The sequence below is a fragment of the Amorphoplanes friuliensis DSM 7358 genome, assembly GCF_000494755.1.
Lineage (GTDB): Bacteria > Actinomycetota > Actinomycetes > Mycobacteriales > Micromonosporaceae > Actinoplanes > Actinoplanes friuliensis.
Genome location: NC_022657.1, coordinates 4,890,074 through 4,915,031, shown reverse-complemented (window position 1 = coordinate 4,915,031; position 24,958 = coordinate 4,890,074). Strand labels below are relative to the sequence as shown.

At 71.7% G+C, this 24,958-nt stretch carries 22 protein-coding genes and 1 pseudogene; 14 read left to right on the top strand and 9 right to left on the bottom strand.

Features of this window, described 5'->3' with window-relative positions:
- Positions 1 to 13: 13 nt before the first annotated feature.
- The 3 genes from AFR_RS22875 to AFR_RS22865 are packed head-to-tail and all read right to left on the bottom strand — an operon-like array spanning position 14 to position 4,301.
- A complete protein-coding gene (locus tag AFR_RS22875; protein ID WP_023363299.1) occupies positions 14 to 1,177 on the bottom strand; it encodes a right-handed parallel beta-helix repeat-containing protein in 1,164 nt (387 codons plus the stop codon).
- Complete coding sequence (locus tag AFR_RS22870; RefSeq protein ID WP_052359789.1) at positions 1,174 to 3,021, bottom strand: right-handed parallel beta-helix repeat-containing protein; 1,848 nt, start codon at positions 3,019 to 3,021, stop codon at positions 1,174 to 1,176. The genes AFR_RS22875 and AFR_RS22870 overlap by 4 nt, the downstream gene beginning before the upstream one ends.
- Positions 3,022 to 3,023: 2 nt before the next feature.
- The gene (locus tag AFR_RS22865; RefSeq protein WP_023363293.1) at positions 3,024 to 4,301 is read right to left on the bottom strand and encodes a glycosyltransferase family 2 protein; all 1,278 of its coding nucleotides are present in this window, start codon (positions 4,299 to 4,301) and stop codon (positions 3,024 to 3,026) included.
- Between the two features lie 476 nt (positions 4,302 to 4,777).
- Between AFR_RS22865 and AFR_RS22860 the strand changes: the two genes are divergently transcribed.
- On the top strand, positions 4,778 to 6,211 hold the full coding sequence (locus AFR_RS22860; protein WP_148308030.1) for a LysM peptidoglycan-binding domain-containing protein: 1,434 nt from the start codon (positions 4,778 to 4,780) through the stop codon (positions 6,209 to 6,211).
- Here AFR_RS22860 and AFR_RS22855 read toward each other — a convergent pair.
- On the bottom strand, positions 6,208 to 6,813 hold the full coding sequence (locus tag AFR_RS22855; protein ID WP_023363287.1) for a TetR/AcrR family transcriptional regulator: 606 nt from the start codon (positions 6,811 to 6,813) through the stop codon (positions 6,208 to 6,210). The two genes, AFR_RS22860 and AFR_RS22855, sit on opposite strands and share 4 nt — an antisense overlap.
- A 65-nt stretch (positions 6,814 to 6,878) precedes the next feature.
- On the opposite strand from AFR_RS22855, the gene AFR_RS22850 reads away from it, so the two are divergent.
- On the top strand, positions 6,879 to 8,045 hold the full coding sequence (locus tag AFR_RS22850) for an FAD-dependent oxidoreductase (protein WP_023363284.1): 1,167 nt from the start codon (positions 6,879 to 6,881) through the stop codon (positions 8,043 to 8,045).
- Between the two features lies 1 nt (position 8,046).
- Here the strand turns inward: AFR_RS22850 and AFR_RS22845 are convergent, their stop codons facing one another.
- From AFR_RS22845 to AFR_RS22835, 3 genes are read right to left on the bottom strand one after another with little or no spacing between them, the layout of a single operon-like run.
- Complete coding sequence (locus AFR_RS22845; RefSeq protein ID WP_023363281.1) at positions 8,047 to 8,532, bottom strand: hypothetical protein; 486 nt, start codon at positions 8,530 to 8,532, stop codon at positions 8,047 to 8,049.
- A complete protein-coding gene (locus AFR_RS22840; protein ID WP_023363278.1) occupies positions 8,532 to 10,202 on the bottom strand; it encodes an alpha/beta hydrolase in 1,671 nt (556 codons plus the stop codon). The genes AFR_RS22845 and AFR_RS22840 overlap by 1 nt, the downstream gene beginning before the upstream one ends.
- On the bottom strand, positions 10,199 to 10,516 hold the full coding sequence (locus AFR_RS22835; protein ID WP_023363275.1) for a type VII secretion target: 318 nt from the start codon (positions 10,514 to 10,516) through the stop codon (positions 10,199 to 10,201). The genes AFR_RS22840 and AFR_RS22835 overlap by 4 nt, the downstream gene beginning before the upstream one ends.
- A 160-nt stretch (positions 10,517 to 10,676) precedes the next feature.
- Between AFR_RS22835 and AFR_RS22830 the strand changes: the two genes are divergently transcribed.
- The 12 genes from AFR_RS22830 to AFR_RS22775 all read left to right on the top strand — a co-directional run bounded on the left by AFR_RS22830 (position 10,677) and on the right by AFR_RS22775 (position 22,450).
- Positions 10,677 to 11,960, top strand: coding sequence for a serine/threonine-protein kinase (locus tag AFR_RS22830; protein ID WP_238547120.1), 1,284 nt, complete (start codon positions 10,677 to 10,679; stop codon positions 11,958 to 11,960).
- A 241-nt stretch (positions 11,961 to 12,201) separates the two neighbouring features.
- A complete protein-coding gene (locus AFR_RS22825; protein ID WP_023363269.1) occupies positions 12,202 to 13,338 on the top strand; it encodes an inositol-3-phosphate synthase in 1,137 nt (378 codons plus the stop codon).
- Positions 13,335 to 14,183 (top strand): SCO3242 family prenyltransferase, encoded by an 849-nt coding sequence (locus AFR_RS22820; RefSeq protein ID WP_023363266.1) that lies wholly within the window; start codon positions 13,335 to 13,337, stop codon positions 14,181 to 14,183. The genes AFR_RS22825 and AFR_RS22820 overlap by 4 nt, the downstream gene beginning before the upstream one ends.
- A complete protein-coding gene (locus AFR_RS22815) occupies positions 14,180 to 15,022 on the top strand; it encodes a sugar phosphate isomerase/epimerase family protein (RefSeq protein ID WP_023363263.1) in 843 nt (280 codons plus the stop codon). The genes AFR_RS22820 and AFR_RS22815 overlap by 4 nt, the downstream gene beginning before the upstream one ends.
- Positions 15,019 to 15,624, top strand: a complete 606-nt coding sequence (locus AFR_RS22810; RefSeq protein WP_023363260.1) for an EboA domain-containing protein — start codon at positions 15,019 to 15,021, stop codon at positions 15,622 to 15,624. The genes AFR_RS22815 and AFR_RS22810 overlap by 4 nt, the downstream gene beginning before the upstream one ends.
- A complete protein-coding gene (locus tag AFR_RS22805; protein ID WP_023363257.1) occupies positions 15,624 to 16,472 on the top strand; it encodes a TatD family hydrolase in 849 nt (282 codons plus the stop codon). Before AFR_RS22810 ends, AFR_RS22805 begins: the two co-directional genes overlap by 1 nt.
- On the top strand, positions 16,472 to 17,623 hold the full coding sequence (eboE, locus tag AFR_RS22800; protein ID WP_023363254.1) for a metabolite traffic protein EboE: 1,152 nt from the start codon (positions 16,472 to 16,474) through the stop codon (positions 17,621 to 17,623). The genes AFR_RS22805 and eboE overlap by 1 nt, the downstream gene beginning before the upstream one ends.
- A 53-nt stretch (positions 17,624 to 17,676) precedes the next feature.
- A complete protein-coding gene (locus AFR_RS22795) occupies positions 17,677 to 19,002 on the top strand; it encodes an alkaline phosphatase family protein (RefSeq protein WP_238547380.1) in 1,326 nt (441 codons plus the stop codon).
- Positions 18,999 to 20,069, top strand: coding sequence for a polyprenyl synthetase family protein (locus tag AFR_RS22790; protein ID WP_041841058.1), 1,071 nt, complete (start codon positions 18,999 to 19,001; stop codon positions 20,067 to 20,069). Before AFR_RS22795 ends, AFR_RS22790 begins: the two co-directional genes overlap by 4 nt.
- Before the next feature lie 57 nt (positions 20,070 to 20,126).
- Positions 20,127 to 20,882, top strand: a complete 756-nt coding sequence (locus AFR_RS22785) for an ABC transporter ATP-binding protein (protein WP_274519426.1) — start codon at positions 20,127 to 20,129, stop codon at positions 20,880 to 20,882.
- Entirely contained in the window at positions 20,882 to 21,643 is a 762-nt protein-coding gene (locus AFR_RS22780) for an ABC transporter permease (protein ID WP_023363242.1), read from the top strand. The genes AFR_RS22785 and AFR_RS22780 overlap by 1 nt, the downstream gene beginning before the upstream one ends.
- Positions 21,644 to 21,658: 15 nt before the next feature.
- Positions 21,659 to 22,450 carry a MerR family transcriptional regulator gene (locus tag AFR_RS22775; protein ID WP_041842566.1) on the top strand — a complete coding sequence of 264 codons (792 nt, stop codon included), beginning with the start codon at positions 21,659 to 21,661 and terminating at the stop codon, positions 22,448 to 22,450.
- A 13-nt stretch (positions 22,451 to 22,463) separates the two neighbouring features.
- Here AFR_RS22775 and AFR_RS46175 read toward each other — a convergent pair.
- A pseudogene (locus tag AFR_RS46175) lies at positions 22,464 to 22,655 on the bottom strand (SUKH-3 domain-containing protein); the annotation flags it as partial.
- 56 nt (positions 22,656 to 22,711) lie between these two features.
- The gene (gene ftsH, locus AFR_RS22770) at positions 22,712 to 24,832 is read right to left on the bottom strand and encodes an ATP-dependent zinc metalloprotease FtsH (protein ID WP_023363235.1); all 2,121 of its coding nucleotides are present in this window, start codon (positions 24,830 to 24,832) and stop codon (positions 22,712 to 22,714) included.
- Between the last annotated feature and the right edge of the window lie 126 nt (positions 24,833 to 24,958).

Below are 24,958 nucleotides of genomic sequence, written 5' to 3'. Positions count from 1 at the left end.
TCCTTGGAGGGGGTCAGTGACAGTCGACGTTGGCGAGGCCGAGGGCAGCGCCGGTGGCCTTGTTGGTGCAGGCGACCCGGTTGTTCTCGACCGGGGCGAGGTGGAAGCCGTATCCGGGCCCGTCGACCTGCGCGATGTTGCCGGTGAAGGTGTTGCCGCGGCCCCAGCCGTCGTAGACCTGGTGGGTCTGGAAGCCGTCCTCCGGGCTGCGCTGCCCGGTGTTGCCGCTGATGGTCCAGTTGTTGCCCTTGACGTCGACCCACGAGTCGGCGCCGGTCAGCGCCGCACCGTCGAAGGTGTTGCCGGTGACGGTGCCGCCGGTGGTGCCTTCCTTGATGTCGACGGCCTCGGCCGTGGTCGCGCTGATCGTGTTGCCGCGGACCACGTTGCGGTCGCTGGTGTCGGGGGCGCCGCCGGTGATGCCGGCCCAGTTCGAGTTGGCCGAGCCGATGTAGACGCCCTCGCCGAACTTGTCGCGCCGCTTGCCGGTGTCGCGGATCGTGTTGCCCTCGACCACGTTGTCGGAGCTGAACTTGCGCAGGTGGATGGCCTCGTCGCCGATCTGCTCGACGGTCAGGCCACTGATCACGGTGTGGTTGACGCTGTCGGCCATCACACCTTTCTGCGCGTTGCGGACGGTGAAGCCCACGAGCCGCCAGTGGTCGGCGCCGTCGAGGTGGAAGCCGTAGCCCTTCTTGATGCCGCCGCCGTCGAGGACCGCACCGGGCCCGCCGCAGACGAAGATCGGCTTGGCCGCGGTGCCCTTGGCGTCACCGACGAACGCACCCTCGTAGACGCCGTCCGCCAGCAGGATGCTGGTGCCGGGCTGCGCCTGGTCGAGCGCGGCGGTCAGGCTGTCCGCGTCGCCGACCGAAACGGTCGCCGCCGGGCAGGTCGTGCCGCCGGCCGCCACCGTCGTGGTGGGGAGAGGGCCGGTGGCGGGTGCCGTGCCGTCGGTCGAGGGCGGTGCGGTGGGGACGATCGCTCCCGCGGGGACGGTCGGTCCAACCGGTCCGGTCGCGCCCGCGACCGGCTCGGCTCCGGCCGTACCGGTCAGGGAGATCACCAGGGCGATCACCGCGACCAGCAGGGCCGCGCCGCCGAGCCAGAGGCCGGGCCCGCCCGGCAGCGCCGCGAGGCGCCGCCGGACGACGGGCCAGTTCGAACCCTGGGTCATGCCTGTGTTCCCGCGCCGACAAGCTCCCGGGCCGGCGGGTTCAGCGGCATGGTGTTCGCGTACGGGCCGCGGACACCGGCACGGCGGCGGCGGACACCCAGCGCGGCCGAGCCGATGATCAGGACGATGATGGCCGCCCAGAGCATCGTCATCGGGCTCGCGTAGTGCCGGAACCGGATCCAGAACGAGCTGGTGTCGTGCCAGGCCGAGATCGTGTTGTGCTCGACCTCGACGTCACCGCGGGCCCGTGAGCTGTCCAGCGCGCTCGGACCCACCCCGGCGACCACGTTGTACGTGACCAGCGAGCCGCCGGTCGCGTCGACCAGGGCGATGCCGTGGTTCGTGGCGCCGTGGACGGTGTTGCCGCGGATCTCGGCGACCGAACTGCGGACGTAGATGCCGTTGTCCGCGTCGCTGACCACGTTGCCGGTGATCAGCGCGTTGGTCACGCCGTCGCGGACCGCGATGCCCTGCCGGCGCTGACCGCTGACCTGGTTGCCGCTGATGGCGACCGTGTCGGCGCCCTGGCGGGCCACGATGCCCATGTCGCTGCCGACGACCGTGTTGTTCTGCACGGCGAGGTTCAGCCCGCCGATGATCTCGATGCCGTAGTGCGCGTTGTTGCGGGCCACGCTGTTGGCGATGGAGTTGTTGCCGTAACTGCCGACGAACTCACCGGACGCCGACGCCCCGACGGCCAGCGGCAGGCCGTTGACCGTGAAGCCGTTGCCGCCGTTGCCCTGCGCGGTGCTCGCGCTGACGCGTACCTGCTGGGCGGCGCGGGAGAGGACAAAACCGTCGCCGCCGTTGTCGAGCGAGGTGACCCGCTCGACGTCCGCGCTGGAGGCGAAGCGGTGCAGCACCAGACCGTCCTGCAGGCTGTGGGAGATCGTGGTGTCCGTGATGCTGATGCCGTTGGCGCTGGAGACGAAGAGCCCGAACGCGTTCCCCGTGATGCTGGCGTGCGAGATCTGACCGGACACGTAGGACAGGCCGGGCACGTCGAACCGCGTGTCGGGGGAGACCAGGTTGCCGCTGGGCTGGGCGAAGACGTCGCCGGCACCCGGCGCCGCGTCGGCCTGCGCGTCGGTGGCCAGCCGGTCGGCCTTGGCCTCGTGGCGCTGCGTCTTGGTCAGGTGGGTCGGGCCGTCGACGTCACCGGTGTTCGGCCGGTCCGTGCCGGTCAGGCTCACACCCGCGGTGCGGCCGCTCCAGAACCCCAGGTCCGAGATCTGAGCGTACGACATGGCGAACTGACCGCCGATGGCCCGGATGTACGCCCGGCCGTCGTCGACGCGGGTGTCCGGGAGCCCGGTCCGCACGTCCCAGCTGGTGATCTTCGTGGGTGCCTGCGGGGTGCCCTCGATGGTGATGCCCCCACCGAACGACACGATCGACACGAACCCGTTGGTGGTGCTGGCCATCCGCAGTGTCAGCCCGCCCGGGTTGGCCAGCCGCAGCTTCGCCCCCGAGTTCAGGTAGAGGTTCTCGGTCAGCAGGTAACTGCCGTCGGCCTGGCGCACGAACGTCTGCGGTGCCAGCCGCAACAGGTCCGCGATCGTGTACGGCTCCCGCTGCTGCGTCAGCACCAGGGTGTAGCCGTCGCCGGTGTCGAGGCGGTACGGCTTGGCCCAGCTCAGTCCGCGCGTCGGTGCGACCGCGGTGACGGCGCGGACCTGGGTCAGGCGGCGGTCCTCACCGGCGACCAGGGCGGCCTGCTGCTCGGCGGATTCTGCGGTGGTGCCGGCGTTGGCCGTACCCTCGGGGTCCGCGAGAGCGGGGGAGCTCAGAGCGAGAGCGGCGGCGGTGGTGACCAGCGCCGTGGTCATCCTGGTGGCGCGCATGATCACGCCCCCTTTCCGGCGAGAGCGGGCTCTGCGGTGGTCAGCGTCGCGGCGCTCTGGCCCTCGCCACCGATGCTGTCCGCGGTCCGCGTCAGCCAGCCCTGCTTGTTCATGGTGAAGAACGCGTAGAGCTTGATCGGCAGCGCGATGAAGATGACGACCAGCGAGGTCAGGGGCAGCAGCAGGATCTCCTGCGGGTGCCGGCGCAGGTGCGAGTAACCACGCACTCCGCGGCCCAGCAGCAGCCAGACCAGCGCGATGACGATCGAGTGGACGGTCAGCTCGAGGCGGCTGAAGATGAGGTACGCCAGGGCCATGCCCATGGTCACCGGGGTGAGCAGGATCTGCAGCACCGTGATCTTGGTGACCATCGGTACGCGCCAGAGCCAGCCCTTCCACAGCGCGGTCAGGTACGTGCGGTACGAGTTGCGGCTCCACCGGACGCGCTGCTTCACGAACGCCGAGAACGAGGACGGGAACATCGACAGCGCCCGTGCGGACGACTGGTGAACCGTCTTGTAGCCCGACGCCAGCACCAGCCAGGTCAGCCGGCCGTCGTCACCGGCGACACAGCGGCGGCCCAGGAAGAACTCGTCCTCCAGGTGCGGCAGCACCGGCACGATCGCCGAGCGGCGGTACGCGGCCGTCCGCCCCGAGAGGCAGGCCACGGCCCCGGCCCGGCCCATCGCCGGCACGTAGTCGTAGTACCGCAGGTTGACCAGCCAGTCGGCGATCCGCCGCCAGACGCTGGTGGTGCGCTGGTAGACGTTCTGCTGGGTGCCGACACCACCGACCTCGGGGTCGACGAACGGCATCTGCACGGCATCGAGCAGGCCCGGCTCCCAGCGGGTGTCGGAGTCGGCCAGCACGACCAGCTCGCCGGTGGCGGCACGGATGCCGACCCCGAGCGCCGAGCGCTTGCCGCGGTGCACGAACGGGATGACCTTCAGCCGCGGGTCGTCGACCTCGGCCAGGCGCGCCAGCACCTCGGTGTCCTCGACGTCCGGGACGATGATGACCTCGTACGGGTCCTGCGACAGCCAGCTGTCCAGGCACTCGAGCAGGATCTCCGGGTCCTCACGGTACGCGGGGACGACGACGGAGACGGTGGTGCGGAAGTCGTTGACGACGGGGCGGGCGAAGCGGGACAGCACCGCCCGGTAGAGCCAGAGGACCCAGACGAAGAGGCCGGCGAGACCGAGCGGCATGACGTCACGCCATGACGTCTCGCCCGCGGCCTCGACGATCCAGGACCAGGACACGTCGAAGTAGTGCGACAAGGTGGACTCCCTTGAGCTGGTGCAGCGCATGCGGAAGGGGTGTCACCTGCTCCGAACCGGTGCCGGGAGGGGGAATCCGGGCACGCGGCGGCCACCGGGGAGCGGTGGCGGGGAACAGGGAGCGGAGCCGGCGGCGGCATTGCCGCGACTCGGTGCGGAGCGGGACGCCTTACGGGGTCCGGCTACCGGCTCGACCTGCTGCGTTCAAGGGACGGTGCGCGGGTGGTGCGGGCTGACATACTCATCGAGCGATCTCCTTGGCGGGACCAAGGACGTCGGTTTCGCCTCTGGCTCCCCGCCGGACATGGGCGACCAACTCGCCCGGCGGATCAACACCTCGCCCACGACTCCGTGTGAGTCGTACGTGAAGATACTGTCATTTCGGTATTTGTCCGTCTTCAGCCGATCGGCCAGGGTTCGATGGGATGCACGGACCGGGCCGCTGATCTTCTCGATCGATGAGTATGGTGACGCCCATGGTCCTGCGCTCCCTGCTCGCAGCGCTCGCCCTCGCGCTCGCCGCCGCCACTCCGGTGTCCCCGGCCACCCCGGTGGCGCCCGTCGCCTTTCACCGGACCGAGCAGGGCCGGACCGAGCAGGGCCGGACCGAGCAGCGCTGGGCGGAGCAGCGCTGGGCGGAGCAGCGCCGGGCGGAGCCGGGCGACGTGAAGTGGTACCGCGTCCGGCCCAGCTTCGACGGCGAGGAGGAGTACCTCTACGAGATCGCCGAGCGTTTCCTCGGTGACGGCGACCGCCACGACGAGATCTTCCAGCTCAACAAGGGCCGCGTGCAGGCGGACGGCGAGAGCCTCACCGTTCCGGACGAGATCGAGTCGGGCTGGGTGCTCCAGCTTCCGGATGACGCGACGGGACCCGGCGTGGAGGTCGGCCCGCTGCCGACCGCACCGCCATCGGTGTCCGCTGCTCCGCTCGCCTCACCCCCTGCCGTCGGCGCCGCCCCGGAAGCGGCCGCCGACGAAGACTCCGGCCTGCTGCTGCCCCTGCTGGGTGGCGGCATCCTGGTGCTCGCCGGGGGAGCGCTGCTGGCCTTTTTGCTGGTGCGCCGCCGTCGCGTGCCACCACCGACGCCGCCCGCGTTCATCCCCCGGCAGCGGACCGGACCGCCACCGCTGCGCCCGCTCGACCCGGCCGCCGCCTGGACCGTCGACCGCGCCCTGCGGGTGCTCGTCACCTCGGCCGAAGCCGCCGGCCGCCCGGTCCCGCCGGTTCTCGGCGTCACGATCGACGACAGCTGGGTGAGCCTGCGGCTCTCCGCGCCGGACGAGCAGCCGTTCGCGCCGTGGGAGGCCCGCTCGCAGGGCCGGGTCTGGATCGCCCCGCTGCGCGGTCTCCAGGCGCTCCCCGCCGATCCCGCCACCGGTACGCCGTGCCCGCGCCTGGTCACCCTCGGCACCGCCGCCGGCACCCGCGAGTTGCTCGACCTCGGCCGCGCGCCCGGCCCGATCGCCGTCCGCGGCGACACCACCGCCGCCCGTGCCCTGCTGGCGGCCTGGGCCGTCGAGCTGACGAACAGCCCGTGGTCCGCCGGCGTCCGCGTGGTCGCCGGTGGCCTGCGCCCCGAGATCGAGGACGAGCCGCGCGTGGTCTCGGCCGAAACGCCCGCCGCGGCCCTCGCCGAGATCCTCGGTCCTGCCCCGGACCCCGTCGCCGAGCCTGACGACACCGAGCCTGGCACCGCCGAGCCCGACACCGCCGAGCCGGGGCTAGCGGACGGCTGGCTGGGCGTGCTGATCCTCAGTGCCCTGCCGGACCGCCTGCCCGAACTGCCCGACGGCTGGACCGTGGTGGTCCTCGGCCGCGCCCGGCAGGACGGCTGGCAGATCACCGTCGGCCCCGACGGCACGGTCGACACCGGCCGTCTCGGCATCTCGATCCACGCCGCGCCCTAAGCCAGGCGGCCGATCAGACGGCCCAGCTGCTCCCGGTATTCGGCGAAGAACTCGGGGGAGTCGGCCGGCTTCCCCGTGAAGTCCTCCGCGAAGTGCGCCAGCAACGTCGGTGCGAGAGCCGCCCCGAAAAGCGCCAGCTGCAGGTGACCGGGATCCAGGTCGGCGGCGATCTCGCCGGCCTCCTGGCGGCGGCGGAGGTCGTCGACCATCGCCTTGCGGTATTCCTGGCCGCCCTCCTCGCGGTCACCCTCGAGGGCCTGCCAGATCAGCAGCCGGGCCCAGTGCCGCTGCGTCTCGCCGACCTGTGTGAACGCCCCGACCACCTCGGCCAGGGAGGCGTCCGGGCGGCTGAGCTCCTGGCTCATCGAACGCCACCGCTGGATCAGGGCCCGGTAGAGGCCTTCCTTGCCGTCGAAGTAGTACGAGATCAGCTGCTGGTTGGCCTCGGCCCGCCGCGCGATGGCGCCGATCCGGGCGCCGGCGTACCCGTGCTCGCCGAACTCGATCAGCGCCGCGTCGAGGATGCGTTCGCGGGTGCGTTCCGCGTCGCGCTTGCGCTCGGGCCCGGCCGGTGAGCGCCGGGATCTCGGCTGTTCAGGCATGACCCCGAGCCTATCAATCAAACGAATGGTTGACAGTTTCATGTGAATGATTGACGCTGGGAGCCATGACGGATCTCGACGTGATGATCATCGGCGGGGGCATCGGCGGCCTGGCGCTGGCGCAGGGACTGCGCCGCGCGGGCATCACCACCCACGTCTACGAACGCACCCACGAACGCACCGACTGGCTGCAGGGATACCGGATCCACATCAGCCCGGCCGGGGCCCGCGCCTTGCGCGACTGCCTCGGTCCCGAGGGCTGGCAAGCCTTCCTCGACACCGCCGCGCCCGGTGGCGGTTTTGGCTTTCTCGACGACCGTGGCCGTGAGCTGCTGGCTTTCACCGAGGAGGAGATCGGCGACCGGCACTTCGGCATCAGCCGCACGGGTCTGCGCGAGGTCCTGCTCCGCGGGCCGTTGCACACGGGCAAGACCTTCGTCGGCTACGAGGAGACAGGCGACCACGTCACCGCTCGCTTCGCGGACGGCTCGACCGCCACCGCCGGCTTGCTGATCGGTGCGGACGGCGCCAATTCCCGGGTACGCGCCCAGCTGCTCCCGCACGCGCACCGCGTCGACACCGGTGTTGTCGCGGTCGCCGGTCGTTATCCGCTGAGCGCCGGGGCCTTGCCGCCGGCGTTGACGGGACGTGCCGCCCTGGTCGTCCCGCGGGGGCACGGCTCGCTGTTCACCGCGGTCAGTGAACCGGACGGGTACGTGCTGTGGGGCTTCTCCGATGCCACCACGCGCTTCCCGGACGGCGCCGACAAGCTGGCCGGCCCCCGCCTTCAGCAGCTCGTCGCCGAGCGCATCCGGAGCTGGTCACCGGGCTTCCGCCGGCTGGTCGACGGCAGCGACCCGGCGACGATCAACGCCTTCCGGGTGCGCAGCGCGAGCCCGGTCGACCCCTGGCCCACCAGGCGGGTGACACTGCTCGGCGACGCGATCCACAACATGACACCGATGGCCGGGGTCGGCGCGAACACCGCCCTGCGCGACGCCGACCTGCTCCGCCGCAAGCTCATCGGCGAGCAGCCGCTGCTCGACGCGGTCGCGGAGTACGAGCGGGAGATGCTCGGCTACGGCTTCGCGGCCGTGCGTCTGTCGCTGAGGAACGCGCGGAGCGTCGCGACCTCCACCAGGCTCAGCCGCGCGGGCTTCCGGGGCGTGCTGCGCCTCACGAACGCGGTCCCGCCGCTGCGCCTGCGGATGGCACGCGGTCTGGGGCGCTGAGTCAGAACTGGAAGCAGGGCGAGCTGCTGCGCAGGTAGACGTCGACCTTGCCGCTGCTGCGCCGGGAGATCAGGTAGCCGATGTGGTACCCGTCCGATTCCTTCTCCACGACCAGCTCCGGCGTGGTCGCGTCGTTGCGGTCGTCACGGACGATCTTGTAACCGCTGCGTTCCCAGTACGCGCTCAGATCCGCCATCGAGCGGTCCACCGGCCAGCCTTCCGGGTACTCGACCTGGTAGTTGGTCTCGACGAACTGCTCGCCGTCCCGGTCCTGGTCGTTGCAGGTGAGGTCGGGCTGGTGCAGGCGCTGCTTGAGGGTCGCGCCGGCCGGGAGCGCCTGCAGGGCCTCCTGGGCCCGGTCGGCGACCACCTGCACGACTTCTTCTCTGCTCACAGTGGACTCCTGGGTGCTGTCGCAACCGGCGGCGAGAGCGCCGGCGGTCAGGAACGCGAGGACGAGGGCGACGGTGCGCCGGGAGGACGACATCAGCTGACCTGGCCTGGTTGGTCGGTGACGATCAAGGCGATGTTCCGCCGGGACGGGTTGCCCTGGTCCCAGTATTGCGAGTGTGTCGAGATGGGATCCCAGAAGTCCCCCTCGGCGCTGGTGAAGCGCTGACCGCCGAAGCCGGGGTTGTCGGGATTTTCGCCGTGGATCATGTTGTCGTCCAGCCCGGAGCCGCGGATGACGTCGTTCTTGGCGGTGCTGGCGTAGACGTCGCCGGAGTCGCCGTCGAAGTGCAGGCCGGACGCCGAGTCGACGCCGACGCCCGGGCTGCCGACGAAGATGAGCGCGTCGGCGCTCAGGTGGCCGTCCCGGGCGGCGTACCCGACGGTGGTGCTGCCGTAACTGTGCCCGATGATCGTGTTGTGCGACGGCCCGCCGTCGTGGGTGGCGCGCAGGCCTTCCTGGAAGGTGCGCAGTGCTGGTGCGCCCTCCTCGGCGTAGGAGCCCGAGACGGCGTTCGGGATGGTGTCGGGTGCGTCGTAGCCCAGCCAGACGATCGACGCCGTCGTGCCGTCGCCGTACTGCTCGGCGTCGAAGGCCATCGTGTCGGCCCGCTGCAGGTCGGTCTTGATGCCGGGCAGGTCGGAGGTCGTGCCGGGCACGTAGGTGACGACGTTGTCGGCGGTGTCCGGGTCGCCGATGGAGACCACGGCACGGCCGTCGCCGGCCGGGTCGAAGCCCAGCAGCAGGGCCGGTGGCTGGTTCGGGTCGGCGAGCCGGTTGCCGATGGTCGTCGCGCCGGTCAGGGTGCCCTCGGCGGCCTTGCGCTGGTCGGCGAGCTGGTCGAGCTCGGCGTACATCGAGCCGACCGGGTTGCCCGAGTGCGGGTAGACCTCGCCGAGGCGGCCCTGCTCGGCCATCGCCTTGAGGTAGGCCTCGCGGTTGTTGGCGGCGGTGACCTGGCCCTGCAGGTCGGTGACGGTGCGGTCGAGCACGATGCGGTTGGCCACGTCGCGGTCGGTCGCGGGGACACCGTCGAGCCAGCCGACCAGCTCGGGGTGGTCGGCGATCGCCTGTTCCTGCTGCTCGGGGGTCAGGGTGTCCCACCAGGCGGCAACATCCTTGGGCGGGCGGCCCTTCTGACCGAGCAGGTCCTCCCGGGAGACCGGCCGCAGGCTCAGCGATCCGAACCCCGTCTTCGGGTCGGGCAGGTTGATGTTGATCAGGCTGGTCGTCCGGTCGTCCGACTCCGCGGCCCGGTCCAGGATGCCCTGCAGCTGACCCACGTACGCGCTGACCGACTGCGCCACCAGGTGCGGACTGGTCGTCTCGTCGTACATGCGCTGCGGGGCGCTGACCGTGCCCGCGGCGATGTCCACGTCGAAACCCTGGGAGCTCGCCGACGTGGTCACCTGGCGCAGCGACTCCTGCAGCGCGCGGACGGTGTCGGCGTGCTCACGCAGCGCCAGACCGATCCGCCGGCACGGGTTGTACGCGTTGCTGACCTCGGCCCGCAGCTCAGCGGCCCGTTTCGCGGCGGCCTCGGCGGCCGGACCGGACGGCCACACGTCCTCGATCTCGCGCGTGCCGCGGATGACCTCCTCCGCGGCGTTGTCGATGTCCTCGGCCATCGCGGTCCAGGCCGTGGCGCGCTGGGCGATCGCCTCCGGGCTGGTGTCCCACAGGACCTTCAGTGTCAGCGCGCTCACCGCGGCCCACCGCCGTACGCCCCACCGGCGCGCTGTGCGGCCGCCTGATCCGCCGCCTGATAGTCCTTCGCGGACTGGGTCAGCCCGGCGGCGTACGTGTGCAGCTCACCCTTGAGCCGCGTCATGAACGCCGACCAGCCCTGTTCGGCGGCGCCGAGCGCGGGCCCGCTGGCCCAGCCGTCGAACGACGACCCGGGTGTCAGGTCGCCGGCGTGGGCACTGTGCGCCTTGCCCCAGGTGACGGAGGCCTGCTCCGCGGTGGAACCCACCCTGGTCAGGCCGGGTATGTCAACTTCCTGAACCGGTTCGTACATGCTGTCGTTCCCCCGTGGACGCCGAAGCGCTCTGTGCCGGGCACGGTACAACACCGCGGCCCGTCGCAGGGGGCGGTGACCGCGCGGTCACAGGTCTCGCCGGGGGCACGAACCCCGCGCGGAAGGTTTCATGTGCCGCAGCGCCGGGGAAGCGAACCTGGTGAATGATCGTTATCGGCTACGGGAACGGCTCGGCACGGGTGGCATGTCGGTGGTGTGGCGTGCCCACGACGAGGTGCTCGGCCGCGACGTGGCCGTCAAGGTGCTCGCCCCCGGCGCCGGTGCCGACCCCACGATCTCGGCCCGCATCCGGCTCGAGGCCCGGGCGGCCGCCGGTCTGCGGCATCCGAACATCGTCGAGGTCTACGACTTCGGCGAGGCGGGCCCGGACCGGCCGTACGTGGTGATGGAGCTGGTCGACGGCCGCACCCTCGACGACGTCCTGGGTGGCCAGGCCCTGGACTGGCCCGCCGCCGCCGGGATCTGCGGCCAGGTCGCCGCCGCTCTGGCCGCAGCCCACGCCCGGGGTGTGGTCCACCGCGACGTCAAGCCCGGCAACGTGATGGTGACCGAGCACGCGGTCAAGCTGGTCGACTTCGGCATCTCGGCCACCGCCGGTGAGGCCGACGAGACGGACGGGCAGGTGCTGGGCACCCCGGCCTACCTGGCGCCCGAGCGTCTCGACGGCGGCCCGGTGCGGCCCGCCACCGACGTCTACGCCCTGGGCCTGCTGCTCTACAAGACCCTGGCCGGCCGTCTGCCCTGGTCCGGGTCGACGGTCACCCAGATGGTCGGCAACCACCTGTACGCCGAACCGGCACCGCTGCCACCGGTCCACGGCCTCCCGCCGGAGGTAGCCGACCTGTGCCGCCGCTGCCTGGCCAAGCGCCCGGAGGACCGCCCCTCGGCGGCCCAGGTCGCCGCCGTCCTGACCGGTGCGGTGCCGTCCGGGACAGTGCCGGCCTGGTCCGGCGCTCTGGTGGCCGGCACGCCGACGGTGGCCTTCGCCGCCCCGCGCCGCTCGGCACGGGCGGCCGCGACGATGGCCGGCACCCACCTGCTGGCCGCTGCTCGCCGGGCACGGCGGCCCCGCCGCGCCGGCTCCCTGGTCGCTGCCGGGGCGGCGCTTGCCACGGTCGTGCTGGGTGCGTCGTTCCTGCGCCCGCCGGAGGGGGAGCGTCCCGTCCGGGCGGAGGTCGGCCCTGTCCCGTCGGCGACCGCGACCGCGCCCCGGACCGCCACCTCGACCACCCCGGCACCGCCCGCGTCGACGGCCACCACGAAGTCCGTGAGTCGCGGCGCTCCGAAGCGGCCTGCGGCGAAACGGCCCGCGGCGAAACGGCCCGCGGCCGAGCCGGTCGCCCCGAAGCCCGCCGCCCCCGGGAAGGTCAAGGCCGCGAAGGTGAAGGCCGGCAAGGGCAAGCCGGCCAAGCCCGGCAAGTAACCCGGTTCCAGCACGTCGTCGAGCCCGGAGGCCATCCCCGCCTCCGGGCTCGCTGCTGTGCGCCGGGACTTTTGTACGCCTGGTGAAAAAGTTTTGGTCCTGGATGGAGAACTTTCTCAATATCGACTCTTTCCTTTGTGCTCCGAGCTGGGTTAGCGTCGCTTCACGTAACACAGAGGACACATCGTGTTATCGCGATGCACGTCCATGCCTCGGGCCAGGTCAGGGGAGGGGTCGCTCCATGCGTACCGGAATCTGGTTGATCGGAGCGCGGGGCTCTGTCGCCGTGACAGCCGTGGTCGGCGCCACCGCGCTGCGGGCCCGCCTCGTCGAACCCAACGGCTGCGTCACGGAGCTGCCGCAGCTGCGCAGCCCGGCTCTGCCCGCCTGGTCCGAACTGGTCTTCGGCGGCCACGACATCGTCACCACCCCGGTGCTGAAGAAGGCCGACGCGCTCGCCGCGGCCGGTGTGCTGCCGGGACGGCTGGTCTCGGCGCTGACCGCCGATCTCACGGCGATCGAGCACGAGCTGCGCCCGCTTCCGGCCGGTGACACCCAGGCGCTCGTCGCGGACCGGATCGCGGCCGACCTGCGCGACTTCCGCGACCGCAACGCCCTCGACCGGGTCGTGGTGGTCAACGTGTCGACCACCGAGCCGATCGTGACGCCCCACCCCGCGCACGCCGATCTCGCCCGGCTGACCGAGGCGCTGGCCGGGCCGGATCCGGTGCTCCCGCCCAGTTCTCTTGCCGCGTACGCGGCCTTCCGGGCGGTTTGTGCGTTCATCGACTTCACGCCGTCGACCGGCGCGCGGCTGCCGGCGCTGGCCGAGCTGGCCCGCGTCCAGGGTGTGCCGTTCGCGGGCAACGACGGCAAGACCGGCGAGACCCTGGTCAAGTCGGTGCTGGCGCCGATGTTCGCGCTGCGCAACCTGCGGGTCCGCAGCTGGTCCGGGCTCAACCTGCTCGGTGGCGGCGACGGCGCCAACCTGGCCGACCCGGCGGCCAACGCCGCCAAGGTCGCCAGCAAGCAGCGGGTGCTCGGCGACGCGCTGGGCTACGTGCCCGAGGGCACGAGCCGCATCGACTACGTCGCCGAGATCGGCGACTTCAAGACCGCCTGGGACCTGGTCACCTTCGAGGGCTTCCTCGGTACGGGCATGCGGATGGAGTTCACCTGGCACGGCTGCGACTCCGCCCTCGCCGCGCCGCTGGTGCTCGACCTGGCCCGGCTGACCGCCGCCGCGCACAGCGCCGGGCGCAGCGGCCCGTTGCCCGAGCTCGGCTTTTTCTTCAAGGACCCGCTCGGCGACGGCCCGTCGGCGCTCGCCGAGCAGTGGGCGACCCTCGCGACGTTCACGGCGGGGCTGGAGTCGTGAAGTCGCCGCTGCGTACTCTCGCCGAGCTGGTCCGGGCGCCCGCGGCGCTCTCCGTGCCGGGTGACGTGATCGCCGGTGCCGCCGCGGCCGGATCGCTCGCCCCGGCTACCGCGGGTCTGGCGGGTGCGTCCGTCTGCCTCTACTGGGCCGGGATGGCTGCCAACGACTGGGCCGACCGCGACCTCGACGCCACCGAGCGGCCCGAGCGCCCGATCCCGTCCGGCCGCATCTCCGCCCCGGCCGCTCTCGGCATCGCGGCCGGCCTCACCGCGGCGGGTCTCGCCCTCGCCGCACGGTCCGGCGGCGCTCGGGCGCTGGCCGTCGCCGGTCCGCTCGCGGCCGCGGTCTGGGCCTACGACCTGCGGCTCAAGAACACCGCGGCCGGGCCCGCCGGGATGGCCGTCTGCCGCGCCCTCGACGTCCTGCTCGGTGCGAGCACGGGCAATCCGGTACGCGCACTGCCCGCCGCCCTGGTGGTCGCCGCGCACACGTACACGGTCACGGAGCTGTCCCGCCGCGAGGTCGCCGGCAGCACCACCGCCGCGCTGCCTGCCGCCACCCTGGCCGCCACCGCCGGCCTCGCCGGTGCGGTCGCCGCGCGCAGCGGGACCGTCACCGCGGTCCTGGCCGGTGAGTACGCCACCAGCTACGGCCGTGCCCAGGCGAAGTTGTTCGGTGATCCGTCCGCACCCCGGGTCCGGGCGGCGGTCGGCGCCGGCATCACCGCGCTGCCCGCGTTGCAGGGCGCCCTGACCGCCCGGGCCGGCCGGACCTGGGCGGGTGTCGCCGTCGCGGCCGCTGCCCCGCTGGGCCGGCTCCTCGCCCGCAAGGTCTCACCCACATGAGCACGCTGCGGTACGGGTACGGCACCAACGGCTTCGCCAACCACCGGCTGAGCGACGCCCTGACCGTCATCGCCGACCTCGGGTACACCGGCGTCGCGCTCACCCTCGACCACGACCACCTCGACCCGTACGCGCCCGGGCTGGCCCGGCAGGTGACCGAGACCGCCGACCGGCTGCGCGACCTCGGGCTCGGCGTGGTCATCGAGACCGGCGCCCGCTATCTGCTCGACCCTTGGCGCAAGCACGCCCCGACGCTGCTGCACGACGACCGCAAGCTGCGGCTCGACTTCCTGCGCCGGGCGGTCGCGATCGGCGCGGACCTCGGCGCCGAGGCGGTCTCCTTCTGGGCCGGCGTACGCCCCGGCGACGTCGACGAGCGCACCGCCTGGCGCCGCCTGGTCGACGGCTGCGCCGAGGTGACCGAGGCCGCCACCGACGCCGGTGTGCCCCTGGGCTTCGAGCCGGAGCCGGGCATGGAGGTCGAGGACATTGCGGGCTGGCGCCGCCTGTACGCCGACCTGGGCGAGCCGGAGATGTTCGGGCTGACCCTCGACATCGGACACTGCCGCTGCCTCGAGGAGTTGTCCGTGCCCGACTGCGTCACCGCGGTGGCCGAACACCTCGTCAACGTCCAGATCGACGACATGCGCCGGGGCGTGCACGAGCACCTCGAGCTCGGCACCGGCGAGATCGACTTCCCGCCGGTGCTGCGGGCCCTGATCGACGGCGGGTACGGCGGCCTGGTCGCCGTCGAGCTGCCCCGGCACTCCCACGCGGCGCCCACTGTTGCACGGGAGTCACTGGCGTTCCTGCTGGCGGCCGAGGAGGAGGGGCGATGATCGAGGACCTGCGGGCGGCGCTGACCCGCGTACCGGGGAAAGAATGGCTGGACGACGCGCTGGCCTGCGTGCGCAGTGACCCGGACACCCTCGGGCCGTCGTTCGCGCGGGCCGAGCGGAAGCTCGGCCGCGAGCCGTTGTTCCCGGACAGCGCGTGGACCGCCGGCCGGGCCGGGCGTGCGCTGCTGCTCGCGGAGGTCGGCGACCCGGAGCGGATCGTGACGCTCTATCAGCAGGGTGACGCCGCCGAACGCCTCGCGGTGCTGGTCACGCTGCCGCTGCTCGACGCCGGTGACACGTTCGTGCCGCTGCTGCACGACGCGCTGCGCACCAACGACACCCGGCTGGTGGCGGCCGCGCTCGGGCCGTACGCGGAGCATCTGGACGCCGCGACCTGGCGGCAGGGTGTCGTGAAGTGTGTCTTCATGGGCATCCCGCTCAGCGCGGTCGACCGCCTCGACGACCGGGCCGACCAGGAGCTCGCGGGCATGCTCGCCGCCCTGGCCACCGAACGTGCCGCGGCCGACCGGCGGATGCCCGCGGACGCGCTCGCCCTGCTCGACCGGCTGTCCCTGGCGAACCCCACGAGGAAGCAGGATTGATGCGCATCTTCGACCCGCACATCCACATGACCTCGCGCACCACCGACGACTACCGGGCGATGGCGGCCAACGGCGTGCTGGCCGTGGTCGAGCCGGCGTTCTGGCTCGGGCAGCCGCGCACCAACCCGGGCTCGTTCGCCGACTACTTCGACTCGCTGATCGGCTGGGAGCCCTACCGGGCGTCGCAGTTCGGCATCCGGCACCACGCCACGATCGCCCTGAACCCCAAAGAGGCCAACGATCCGCGCTGCCGCAGCGTGCTCAACCTGCTGCCGCGCTACCTCGACAAGGACGGTGTGGTCGCGGTCGGTGAGATCGGGTACGACTCGATGACCCCGGCCGAGGACGAGGCCTTCGCCGTCCAGCTCGCGCTGGCCGTCGAGTACGAGCTGCCCGCCCTCGTGCACACACCCCACCGCGACAAGGCGGCAGGCACCAAGCGGACGCTCGATGTCGTGGCCGAGTCCGGCATCGCTGCCGGGATGGTCGCCGTCGACCACCTCAACGAGGTCACGGTCGGCCTGGTCAAGGACACCGGCTGCTGGATGGGCTTCTCGATCTATCCCGAGACGAAGATGTCACCGCCCCGGATGGTCGAGATCCTCCAGAAGTACGGCACCGAACGCGTCCTGGTGAACTCCGCCGCCGACTGGGGGCACTCCGACCCGCTGCTGACCGTGGAGACGGGAAAGGCGATGCTGGCGGCCGGGTTCACCGCCGACGAGGTCGACCAGGTGCTGTGGCGCAACCCCGTCGAGTTCTACGGCCAGTCCGGGCGGCTCGACCTGTCGTCGGTCAGTCCCGAGGCGTCGTTCGAGGGCAGCTCCATCAAGCGGGGAGGCAGCTGATGCGGCTGCGGCACCCCGGCGGGCAGACCGTCCACCTGTCGTACTGCACCAACGTGCACGCCGCCGAGGACTTCGCGGGGATTCTCGCGCAGCTGGACACGTACGCCGTACCGATCCGGGAACGGCTCGGCACCGACGTGCTGGGGCTCGGTCTGTGGCTCGCGGCGCCGGTCGCGGCCGGGCTCGCCTCCGACGTCGCGGGGCGCCAGCGGTTGCGCCGGGAGCTCGACGCTCGCGGACTGGAGGTGGTGACGCTCAACGGGTTCCCGTACCAGGCGTTCCAGGCGCCTGTGGTCAAGCACGCGGTCTACCAGCCCGACTGGAGTACGCCGCAGCGGCTCTCGTACACCCTCGATCTGGCCCGGGTGCTGACCGACCTGCTGCCGGACGACGCCGTGCGGGGCTCGATCTCCACGCTGCCGCTCGCCTGGCGCGACCCGTGGACCGCCGACCGGGCCGACGCCTGCCGGCACCACTTGGACGAGCTCGCCCGCACGCTGTCCCGCGGTGAGCGCGACATCCGGGTCGCCTTCGAGCCCGAGCCCGGCTGCATCATCGAGAACACCACCCAGGCCGCCGAGCTGCTGGCGGACGTGGACACCGACCGGCTCGGCGTCTGCCTCGACCTGGCCCACCTCGCCTGCGCCTGGGAAGAGCCCGCCGAGGCGCTACGAACACTGCGCGAGGCAGGGCTACCGATCGTCAAGGTGCAGGTGTCGGCCGCGCTCGCCAGCGCCGACCCGCGAGCCGACGCGGCCGTGCTGGGGGAGTACGTCGAGCCGCGGTTCCTGCACCAGACGCGCGGGCCGCTGGGACTGTCCACCGACGACCTCGACGAGGCGCTGGCCACACCCGGCGCCCGGGACGAGCCCTGGCGGGTCCACTACCACGTGCCGTTGCACGCGCCTCCCGTACCGCCGCTGCAGACCACGGTCGGGGTGCTCGCCGACTCGCTGGCGTTGCTCGCCGGCGGGCCGGAGCCGCTGTGCGACCACTTCGACGTGGAGACGTACACCTGGAACGTGCTGCCGCCGACCTCGCGGCCCGGCAGCCCGGCCGAGCTCGCCTCCGGGATCGCCTCCGAGTTGTTCTTCGCCCGCGCCCAGCTCACCGCGCTGGGACTCACCGCACAACAGGGGGTCACGCCGTGAAGCCCGTGGTCGTACTCGACGTCGCGGGGCTCACCCCCCGCCTGCTGGACCACATGCCGCGCCTCGCCCGGCTCGCCGGTACGGGGTTCCGGGCCACCCTCGGAACCGTGCTGCCGGCGGTCACGTGCTCGGTGCAGTCCACCATCCTCACCGGAGCCCTGCCCGCCGAGCACGGCATCGTCGGCAACGGCTGGTACTTCCGCGACCTCGGCGAGGTCCTGCTCTGGCGGCAGAGCAACGCGCTCGTCGGCGGCGACAAGCTGTGGCACGCGGCCCGGCGGCAGCAGCCCGGCTACACGGTCGCCAACGTCTGCTGGTGGTACGCCATGGGCGCCGACGTGAACTGGACGGTCACCCCGCGGCCGGTCTACCACGCCGACGGCCGCAAGGACCCCGACTGTTACACCGACCCGCCCGAGCTGCACGACGAGCTCACCGCGAAGCTCGGCACGTTCCCGCTCTTCAGCTACTGGGGTGCCAACGCCGGCCTGCCGTCCTCGGCCTGGATCGTCAAGGCCGCCGAGCAGATCATGGCGGACCACCAGCCGGACCTGACCCTCGTGTACGTCCCGCACCTCGACTACGACCTGCAGCGGTACGGCCCGTCCGCGCCCCAGGCCGCCGCGGCCGCCGCCGAGCTGGACGTCACCCTGGGCCCGCTGCTGGACGCCGCCGCCGCGCGGGACGCCACGGTCGTGGTCCTGTCCGAGTACGGCATCACGGACGTGTCCCAGCCGGTCGACATCAACCGGCTGCTGCGCTCCGAGGGGCTGCTGAACGTCTACACGCAGGCCGGGATGGAGTACCTCGACCCGTGGACGTCGCGGGCCTTCGCCGTCGCCGACCACCAGATCGCCCACGTCTACGTCCGCGACCCCGCCGACCTCGAGGCCGTGACCAAGCTGTGCGAAGGGCTGCCCGGTGTCGCCGAGGTCCTCGATGCCACCGCCCAGCACGAGTACGGCCTCGACCACGAGCGCTCCGGCGACCTCGTCCTCGTCGCCGAGCCGTACGCCTGGTTCACCTACTACTACTGGCTGGACGACGCGAAAGCGCCGGACTTCGCCCGCCTGGTGGAGATCCACCGCAAGCCCGGGTACGACCCCGCGGAGCTCTTCTTCGACCCGGCGGGACCCGGCGCCGCGAAGGGCCGCGCCGGAGTCGCCCTGCTCCGCAAGAAGCTCGGCATGCGGTACATGATGAGTGTGGTCGGCCTCGACGCCGGAGCCAGGGCGGTCCGCGGCTCCCACGGGCGGCTGCCGTCCGACGAGCGCGACGCCCCGGTGCTGATCTGCTCGGACCCGGCCTTCGCCCGCGACCGGGTCGAGGCCACCGACGTCAAGGACCTGCTGCTGCGCCTGGCCGGGCTCGCCTCATGACCGTGGGCATGGCGCCGGAGACCGACGCCGCGGGTCTGGCCCGCCGCTGCGAGTCGGCGCTCATCGAATACCTCGACCGGCAGCGCCCGCACTGGCCCGACGGCACGCCGGCCGGTGTGCTCGACGCCGTCCGCCGGTTCGTCCTCGCCGACGGCAAGCGTCTGCGCCCGATGTTCTGCTACTGGGGCTGGCGCGGTGCCGGGCAACCCGACAGCCCGCAGATCGTCGTCGCCGCGGCCGCCCTGGAGCTGTTCCACGCGTTCGCCCTGATCCACGACGACATCATGGACGGCAGCACCCTGCGCCGCGGCCAGCCGACCGTCCACCGCCACTTCGCCGACGTCCACACCCGCCACTCCTGGCGCGGCGAGGCCGTCCGGTACGGCCACAGCGCCGCCCTGCTCTGCGGTGACCTGTGCGCCGCCTGGGCCGACCACATGCTCCACGAGTCGGGCCTGCCGGTCGAATGGATCCACCGCGGCTACCGCCTCTTCACCGTCATGCGGACCGAGGTCATCGCCGGGCAGTACCTGGACCTCGTCTCGGGGGTGGGCGACGGTTCGGTCGCGGGTGCGCTGACCGTCATCCGGATGAAGGCTGCGCGCTACACCGTGACCCGCCCGCTGCAGATCGGCGCGGCGCTCGCGGGTGCCCCCGACGACCTCCAGACGGCCCTGCAGGACTTCGGTGACCCGCTCGGCGACGCCTTCCAGCTGCGCGACGACGTCCTGGGCGTCTTCGGCGACCCGGCGGTCACGGGCAAACCGGTGATCGACGACCTCCGCGAGGGCAAGCCGACTGTCATGATCGCAATGGCCCGGGACCGCGCCGACCGCCCGCAGGCCGCCCGCATCCGGCAGCTCTTCGGCGACCCCGCACTCGACGACACCGGTGCCGGGGAGCTCCGCGACATCATCGTCGCGACCGGTGCCCGGCAACGGATCGAGGACCTGATCTCCCAGCGGGCGTCCGAGGCCATGGCTGCCCTCGCCGGTGCCCCGTTGACGCCTGACGCCCGTACGGCCCTCGCCGCCCTGGCGTCCTCGGTCGTCGCCCGCCACCGCTGAAGTTCCCCGCGCGCGGGCTTGACCCTGACGCAGCGTCAACCCTCCATGCTTGCCGTCATGACCGCGATACAGGTGCAAGGCCTGGAAAAATCGTTCAAGGACCTGAAGGTTCTGCGGGGCGTCGACCTCGAGGTGGAGCGGGGCAGCATCTTCGCCCTGCTCGGCTCGAACGGCGCCGGCAAGACCACCCTCGTGAAGATCCTGTCCACACTGCTCAAGGCGGACGCCGGGACCGCCCGGGTCCACGACTTCGACGTCGCGACGCAGGCCGGTGAGGTCCGCGAGTCGATCAGCCTCACCGGGCAGTTCGCCGCGGTCGACGAGATCCTCACCGGGCGGGAGAACCTGATCCTGGTCGCCCGGCTGCGCCACCTCAAGAACTCCGGCGCGATCGCGGACGACCTCCTGAAGCGCTTCTCGCTGACCGAGGCCGGTGCCCGCCGGGTCGCGACGTACTCGGGGGGCATGCGCCGCCGCTTGGACCTCGCGATGAGTCTCATCGGGGACCCGCCGGTCATCTTCCTCGACGAGCCGACCACCGGGCTGGACCCGGAAGCGCGCCTGGACGTGTGGCAGGCCGTCAAGGACCTCGCCGAGGGCGGCACGACCGTGCTGCTCACCACGCAGTACCTCGACGAGGCGGAACACCTCGCCGACCGGATCGCGATCCTCCACGAGGGCCGGATCATCGTGAACGGCACCCTCGCCGAGCTCAAGCAGCTCCTCCCGCCGGCCAAGGTCGAGTACGTCGAGAAGCAGCCCACGCTGGAGGACGTCTTCCTCAGCCTCGTCGGCGCCAAGAAGGACAACTGATGACCAAGCACTTCTTCGGCGACACCGCCGTCCTGCTGGGCCGCTCGCTGCGCCACATCAGCCGCAGCCCGGACACCATCATCACCACCGTGGTCACGCCGATCATCATGCTGCTGCTCTTCGTGTACGTCCTCGGCGGCGCGATCAGGACCGGGACCGGCTCGTACGTGAACTACCTGCTGCCCGGCATCCTGATCATCACGATCGCCTCGGGGATCGCGTACACGGCGTACCGGCTCTTCTCCGATCTGCAGGGCGGCATCTTCGAACGCTTCCAGTCGATGCCGATCGCCCGCCCGGCCGTGCTGTGGGTGCACGTCGTGACCTCGCTGGTCGCGAACCTCATCTCGCTCGTGGTCGTGGTCCTCGTCGCCCTGGTCATGGGCTTCCGCAGCAGCGCCGGTGTCCTGGCGTGGCTCGCCGTCGTCGGCATCCTGATGCTGTTCACCCTGGCCCTGACCTGGCTGGCCGTCATCCCCGGCCTCACAGCCAAGTCCGTGGACGGCGCGAGCGCCTTCTCCTACCCGCTCATCTTCCTGCCGTTCCTCAGCTCGGCCTTCGTGCCCACCGACACCATGCCCGGACCGGTACGCGCCTTCGCCGAGCACCAGCCGGTGACCTCCATCGTCAACACGATCCGGGATCTCTTCACCGGACAGCCCGTCGGGTCCGACATCTGGACCGCCCTCGCCTGGTGCATCGGCGCCCTCGTGGTCGCCTACGTCTTCGCCGACATCACGTACCGTCGCAGGATCTCCTGAAGGCTGGTGCAGAGCATGCTGACTATCGGGCAACTCGCGTCGTACGCCGGCGTCACCGTGCGGGCGGTGCGGCACTACCACCAGATCGGGCTCCTGCCCGAACCCGCACGGGACGCCTCGGGCTACCGGCAGTACGGCGCGACGGCGGTCGTGTCACTCATCAGGATCCGCACCCTGGCCGAGGCCGGCGTACCCCTGTCCGAGATCGGTGAGATGCTCGACGCCGACGAGACTGCCTTCGCCGCGGCTGTGGAGCGGATCGACGGCCGGCTGAGCGACGAGATCAGCCGGTTGGAGAACAGCCGCAAACAGATTGCGCAGCTGGCCGCCGGGGACAGCCTGGTGCTTCCGCCCGCGGTGGTCCACTACATCGACCGTCTGCGGGAGATCGGAGCGTCGGGACGGATGCTGGAGGCCGAACGGGACGGCTGGATCCTGCTGACGGCCCGCTGGCCCGACCGCATCAGCGAATGGATTCCCTCCAAACTCGCGCAACTGGAGGATCCCCGGCTCGTCCGGCTGTACCTGATCCTGTCCGAACTCCTGGAGACGGAGGGGGTCGACGACCCCCGCCTGGAGGAGGCCGCCGACATCATGGCGGCCCTCGCCGAGCAGGCCTACACCGCCGGCGAGACGATCGCCGCCGAACAGTCGCAGGACGAGCTGTCGTTCGACCTGCTCGACAGCCTCGCCGTCGAGTCCGACCCCCGGGCCGTCCGCATGGTCGACCTGATGCGCCAACGGGGCTGGACCGGCTGGAACAGGATCGAGCGTGTGCCTCCGGTCACCGGCCCACCCGAATCCTGACGCCGGCCTCCGCTCAGCTCGGTGTCAGGTCGCGGGGCTTCACGCCGAGGATCAGGTTGTCGAGAGCCTCCGGCATCCGGCCGAAGGTCGCCAGCCAGGTCTCCACCAGGTAGATCTCACCGGTGTCGTCGATGCCGAGGAAGAACCGGCCGTGGTCGAGCTCGCCGATCGGGAAGAGCGGGCGGCCGAGCTCGGCACTCCAGTCGAGGAAGCGGCCCTCCTCGCCCGCAGCAACACCCTTTGCGCCTTCGAGCCCATGCGTTACTCCGCCGCACCGTTCTTGCTGGCGCCGGTGGCCTCTCGGGGCGCGACGTCCGCCGGGGCTGCCGGATCCTCGGGTGGGAGGCCCGGGGCCGGGGGAATGCCGGGGACCTCGCCGCGGGCCAGGGCGCCCGGTGCGGCGTCGCGGGAGATACCGGCGGCGGCGTAGGCGTCCTCCTCGTCTAGGGTCTCCGACTCCAGGAGCCGGTGGGCGAGGGCGCTGAGCTGGTCGCGGTGGCCGCGGAGCAGGGCGAGCGCCTCCTCGTAACACTCGTCGACGATCTTGCGGACCTCGGCGTCGATCAGCTCCTTGGTCGCCGGGGCGACGCCGTCGAGGCCGAACGGCGACTCGCTGCCGGGTGGGGGCAGGACCGTGACCGGGCCGATGGCCTCGGACATGCCCCAGCGACCGACCATCTGCCGGGCGATGTTGCTGACCTGATCGAGGTCGCTCTCCGCGCCGGTGGTCATGTCGCCGTAGACGACCTCCTCGGCGGCCCGGCCGCCCAGCGCGCCGATGATGCGGCCGCGCAGGTATTTCGCCGAGTAGCCGTAGCGGTCGGCGGACGGGCTCTGGAACGTCACACCCAGGGCCTGGCCGCGCGGGATGATCGAGATCTTGCGGACCGGGTCGGCGCCCGGCGTGAGCATGCCGAGCAGCGCGTGACCCGACTCGTGGAACGCGGTGCGTTCCTTCTCCTCGGGCGTGAGCATGATGCCGCGGACCGTGCCGAGCACGATCTTCTCGAGGGCGTCGGTGAAGTCGGCGGTCACCACCGTGGCGTGGGCCCGGCGGGCGGCCAGCAGCGCCGCCTCGTTGACCAGGTTTTTCAGGTCGGCGCCGACCATGCCCGGGGTGGCCGAGGCCAGGGCCTGGAGGTCGACGTCCGGCCCGACCGGCACCCCGCGGGTGTGCACCTCGAGGATCTTGCGCCGGCCGCTCAGGTCCGGCGGGCTGACGGTGACACGCCGGTCGAAGCGGCCCGGGCGCAGCAGCGCCTGGTCGAGAATCTCGGGCCGGTTGGTCGCGGCCAGCACGACCACACCCTCGCTGCCGGTGAAGCCGTCCATCTCGGTGAGGATCTGGTTGAGAGTCTGCTCGCGTTCGTCGTTGCCACCCAGCGACTGGGCGCCACCGCGGGCCCGGCCGATCGCGTCCAGCTCGTCGATGAAGATGATCGACGGGGCGACCTTCTTGGCCTGCTCGAAGAGATCCCGGACGCGGCTCGCACCCACACCGACGATCATCTCAATGAACTCCGAGGCCGACATCGAGAAGAACGGCACCTTCGCCTCGCCGGCGACCGCCCGCGCAAGGAGCGTCTTGCCCGTACCGGGCGGGCCGGACAGAAGGACGCCGTGCGGGATCTGCGCACCGAGCTTGCGGTACTTCTCGGGCTCGCGGAGGAAGTCGACGATCTCGGTGACCTCCTGCTCGACCTCCTCGATGCCGGCCACGTCCGCGAAGGTCGTGCGCGGCCCGCCCTCGGGCTGGTAGAGCTTGGCCCGTGACTTGCCGAAGCCGCCGATGCCACCACCGGCCCCGGCGGCCGCACGTCTGAGGAACCAGATAAGCAGCCCGACCAGCAGGAGCGTCGGCCCGAACCCGAGCAGCACCTGCTGCCAGATCGGTCGTGGCGCGTCCGGCGGGTTGGCGTTGACGGGCACACCGTTGGCCTGGAGCTTCGCAAAGAGGTCGTCGTCGGCGAAGGACGGCCGCTGGGTGGTGAACCGGTCGACCTGTTCGGCCTTCTTCTCACCGACCGGTGTGTAGGCCGCCTTCTTGCTGAAGGTGCCTTCGATGGTGTCGGCGGTCGAGGTGATGTCGGCCACGTTCTTCGCATCGACCTGGGTCAGGAAGAACGTGTAGGAGACCGGGGTGCGCGGTTCCGGCGCCAGCAGGAACGACGAGATGATCCAGTTCAGCGCGAGCAGGACGAGCAGCATCCAGCCGAACCGCTGCCAGGCCGGCCGTCGTTTGGGCTGGTCCGGCCCGCGACCACCCTCCGGCGCGCCCTCGACCCGCCACGGCGGCGGGGACGGCGGCCGGTCGTCACCCGCGCGGTTGCCGAGGCCGGCACGAGCGAGCGGGCCCTTCTGATCAGACCCAGGAGTGGTCATGGCGCGACGCTACTCCGGTCCGGGACCGGTCGGCCCCTCTGCGTGATGTGGCCTACGCATCTCTTTGTTCATGGACCGGGCCGCAACGTTTCACGTCTCTGCTTCCGTCATGGAGATCGAGGGGGT

What these genes read in the sequence shown, in the direction of transcription:
- AFR_RS22875 (WP_023363299.1), bottom strand. Translation starts at nt 1,177, where the DNA reads ATGACCCAGGGTTCGAACTGGCCCGTCGTCCGGCGGCGCCTCGCGGCG.
- AFR_RS22870 (WP_052359789.1), bottom strand. Translation starts at nt 3,021, where the DNA reads ATGCGCGCCACCAGGATGACCACGGCGCTGGTCACCACCGCCGCCGCT.
- AFR_RS22860 (WP_148308030.1), top strand. Translation starts at nt 4,778, where the DNA reads ATGGTCCTGCGCTCCCTGCTCGCAGCGCTCGCCCTCGCGCTCGCCGCC.
- AFR_RS22855 (WP_023363287.1), bottom strand. Translation starts at nt 6,813, where the DNA reads ATGCCTGAACAGCCGAGATCCCGGCGCTCACCGGCCGGGCCCGAGCGC.
- AFR_RS22850 (WP_023363284.1), top strand. Translation starts at nt 6,879, where the DNA reads ATGACGGATCTCGACGTGATGATCATCGGCGGGGGCATCGGCGGCCTG.
- AFR_RS22845 (WP_023363281.1), bottom strand. Translation starts at nt 8,532, where the DNA reads ATGTCGTCCTCCCGGCGCACCGTCGCCCTCGTCCTCGCGTTCCTGACC.
- AFR_RS22835 (WP_023363275.1), bottom strand. Translation starts at nt 10,516, where the DNA reads ATGTACGAACCGGTTCAGGAAGTTGACATACCCGGCCTGACCAGGGTG.
- AFR_RS22825 (WP_023363269.1), top strand. Translation starts at nt 12,202, where the DNA reads ATGCGTACCGGAATCTGGTTGATCGGAGCGCGGGGCTCTGTCGCCGTG.
- AFR_RS22815 (WP_023363263.1), top strand. Translation starts at nt 14,180, where the DNA reads ATGAGCACGCTGCGGTACGGGTACGGCACCAACGGCTTCGCCAACCAC.
- AFR_RS22810 (WP_023363260.1), top strand. Translation starts at nt 15,019, where the DNA reads ATGATCGAGGACCTGCGGGCGGCGCTGACCCGCGTACCGGGGAAAGAA.
- AFR_RS22805 (WP_023363257.1), top strand. Translation starts at nt 15,624, where the DNA reads ATGCGCATCTTCGACCCGCACATCCACATGACCTCGCGCACCACCGAC.
- eboE (WP_023363254.1), top strand. Translation starts at nt 16,472, where the DNA reads ATGCGGCTGCGGCACCCCGGCGGGCAGACCGTCCACCTGTCGTACTGC.
- AFR_RS22795 (WP_238547380.1), top strand. Translation starts at nt 17,677, where the DNA reads ATGCCGCGCCTCGCCCGGCTCGCCGGTACGGGGTTCCGGGCCACCCTC.
- AFR_RS22790 (WP_041841058.1), top strand. Translation starts at nt 18,999, where the DNA reads ATGACCGTGGGCATGGCGCCGGAGACCGACGCCGCGGGTCTGGCCCGC.
- AFR_RS22785 (WP_274519426.1), top strand. Translation starts at nt 20,127, where the DNA reads ATGACCGCGATACAGGTGCAAGGCCTGGAAAAATCGTTCAAGGACCTG.
- AFR_RS22780 (WP_023363242.1), top strand. Translation starts at nt 20,882, where the DNA reads ATGACCAAGCACTTCTTCGGCGACACCGCCGTCCTGCTGGGCCGCTCG.
- AFR_RS22775 (WP_041842566.1), top strand. Translation starts at nt 21,659, where the DNA reads ATGCTGACTATCGGGCAACTCGCGTCGTACGCCGGCGTCACCGTGCGG.
- ftsH (WP_023363235.1), bottom strand. Translation starts at nt 24,832, where the DNA reads ATGACCACTCCTGGGTCTGATCAGAAGGGCCCGCTCGCTCGTGCCGGC.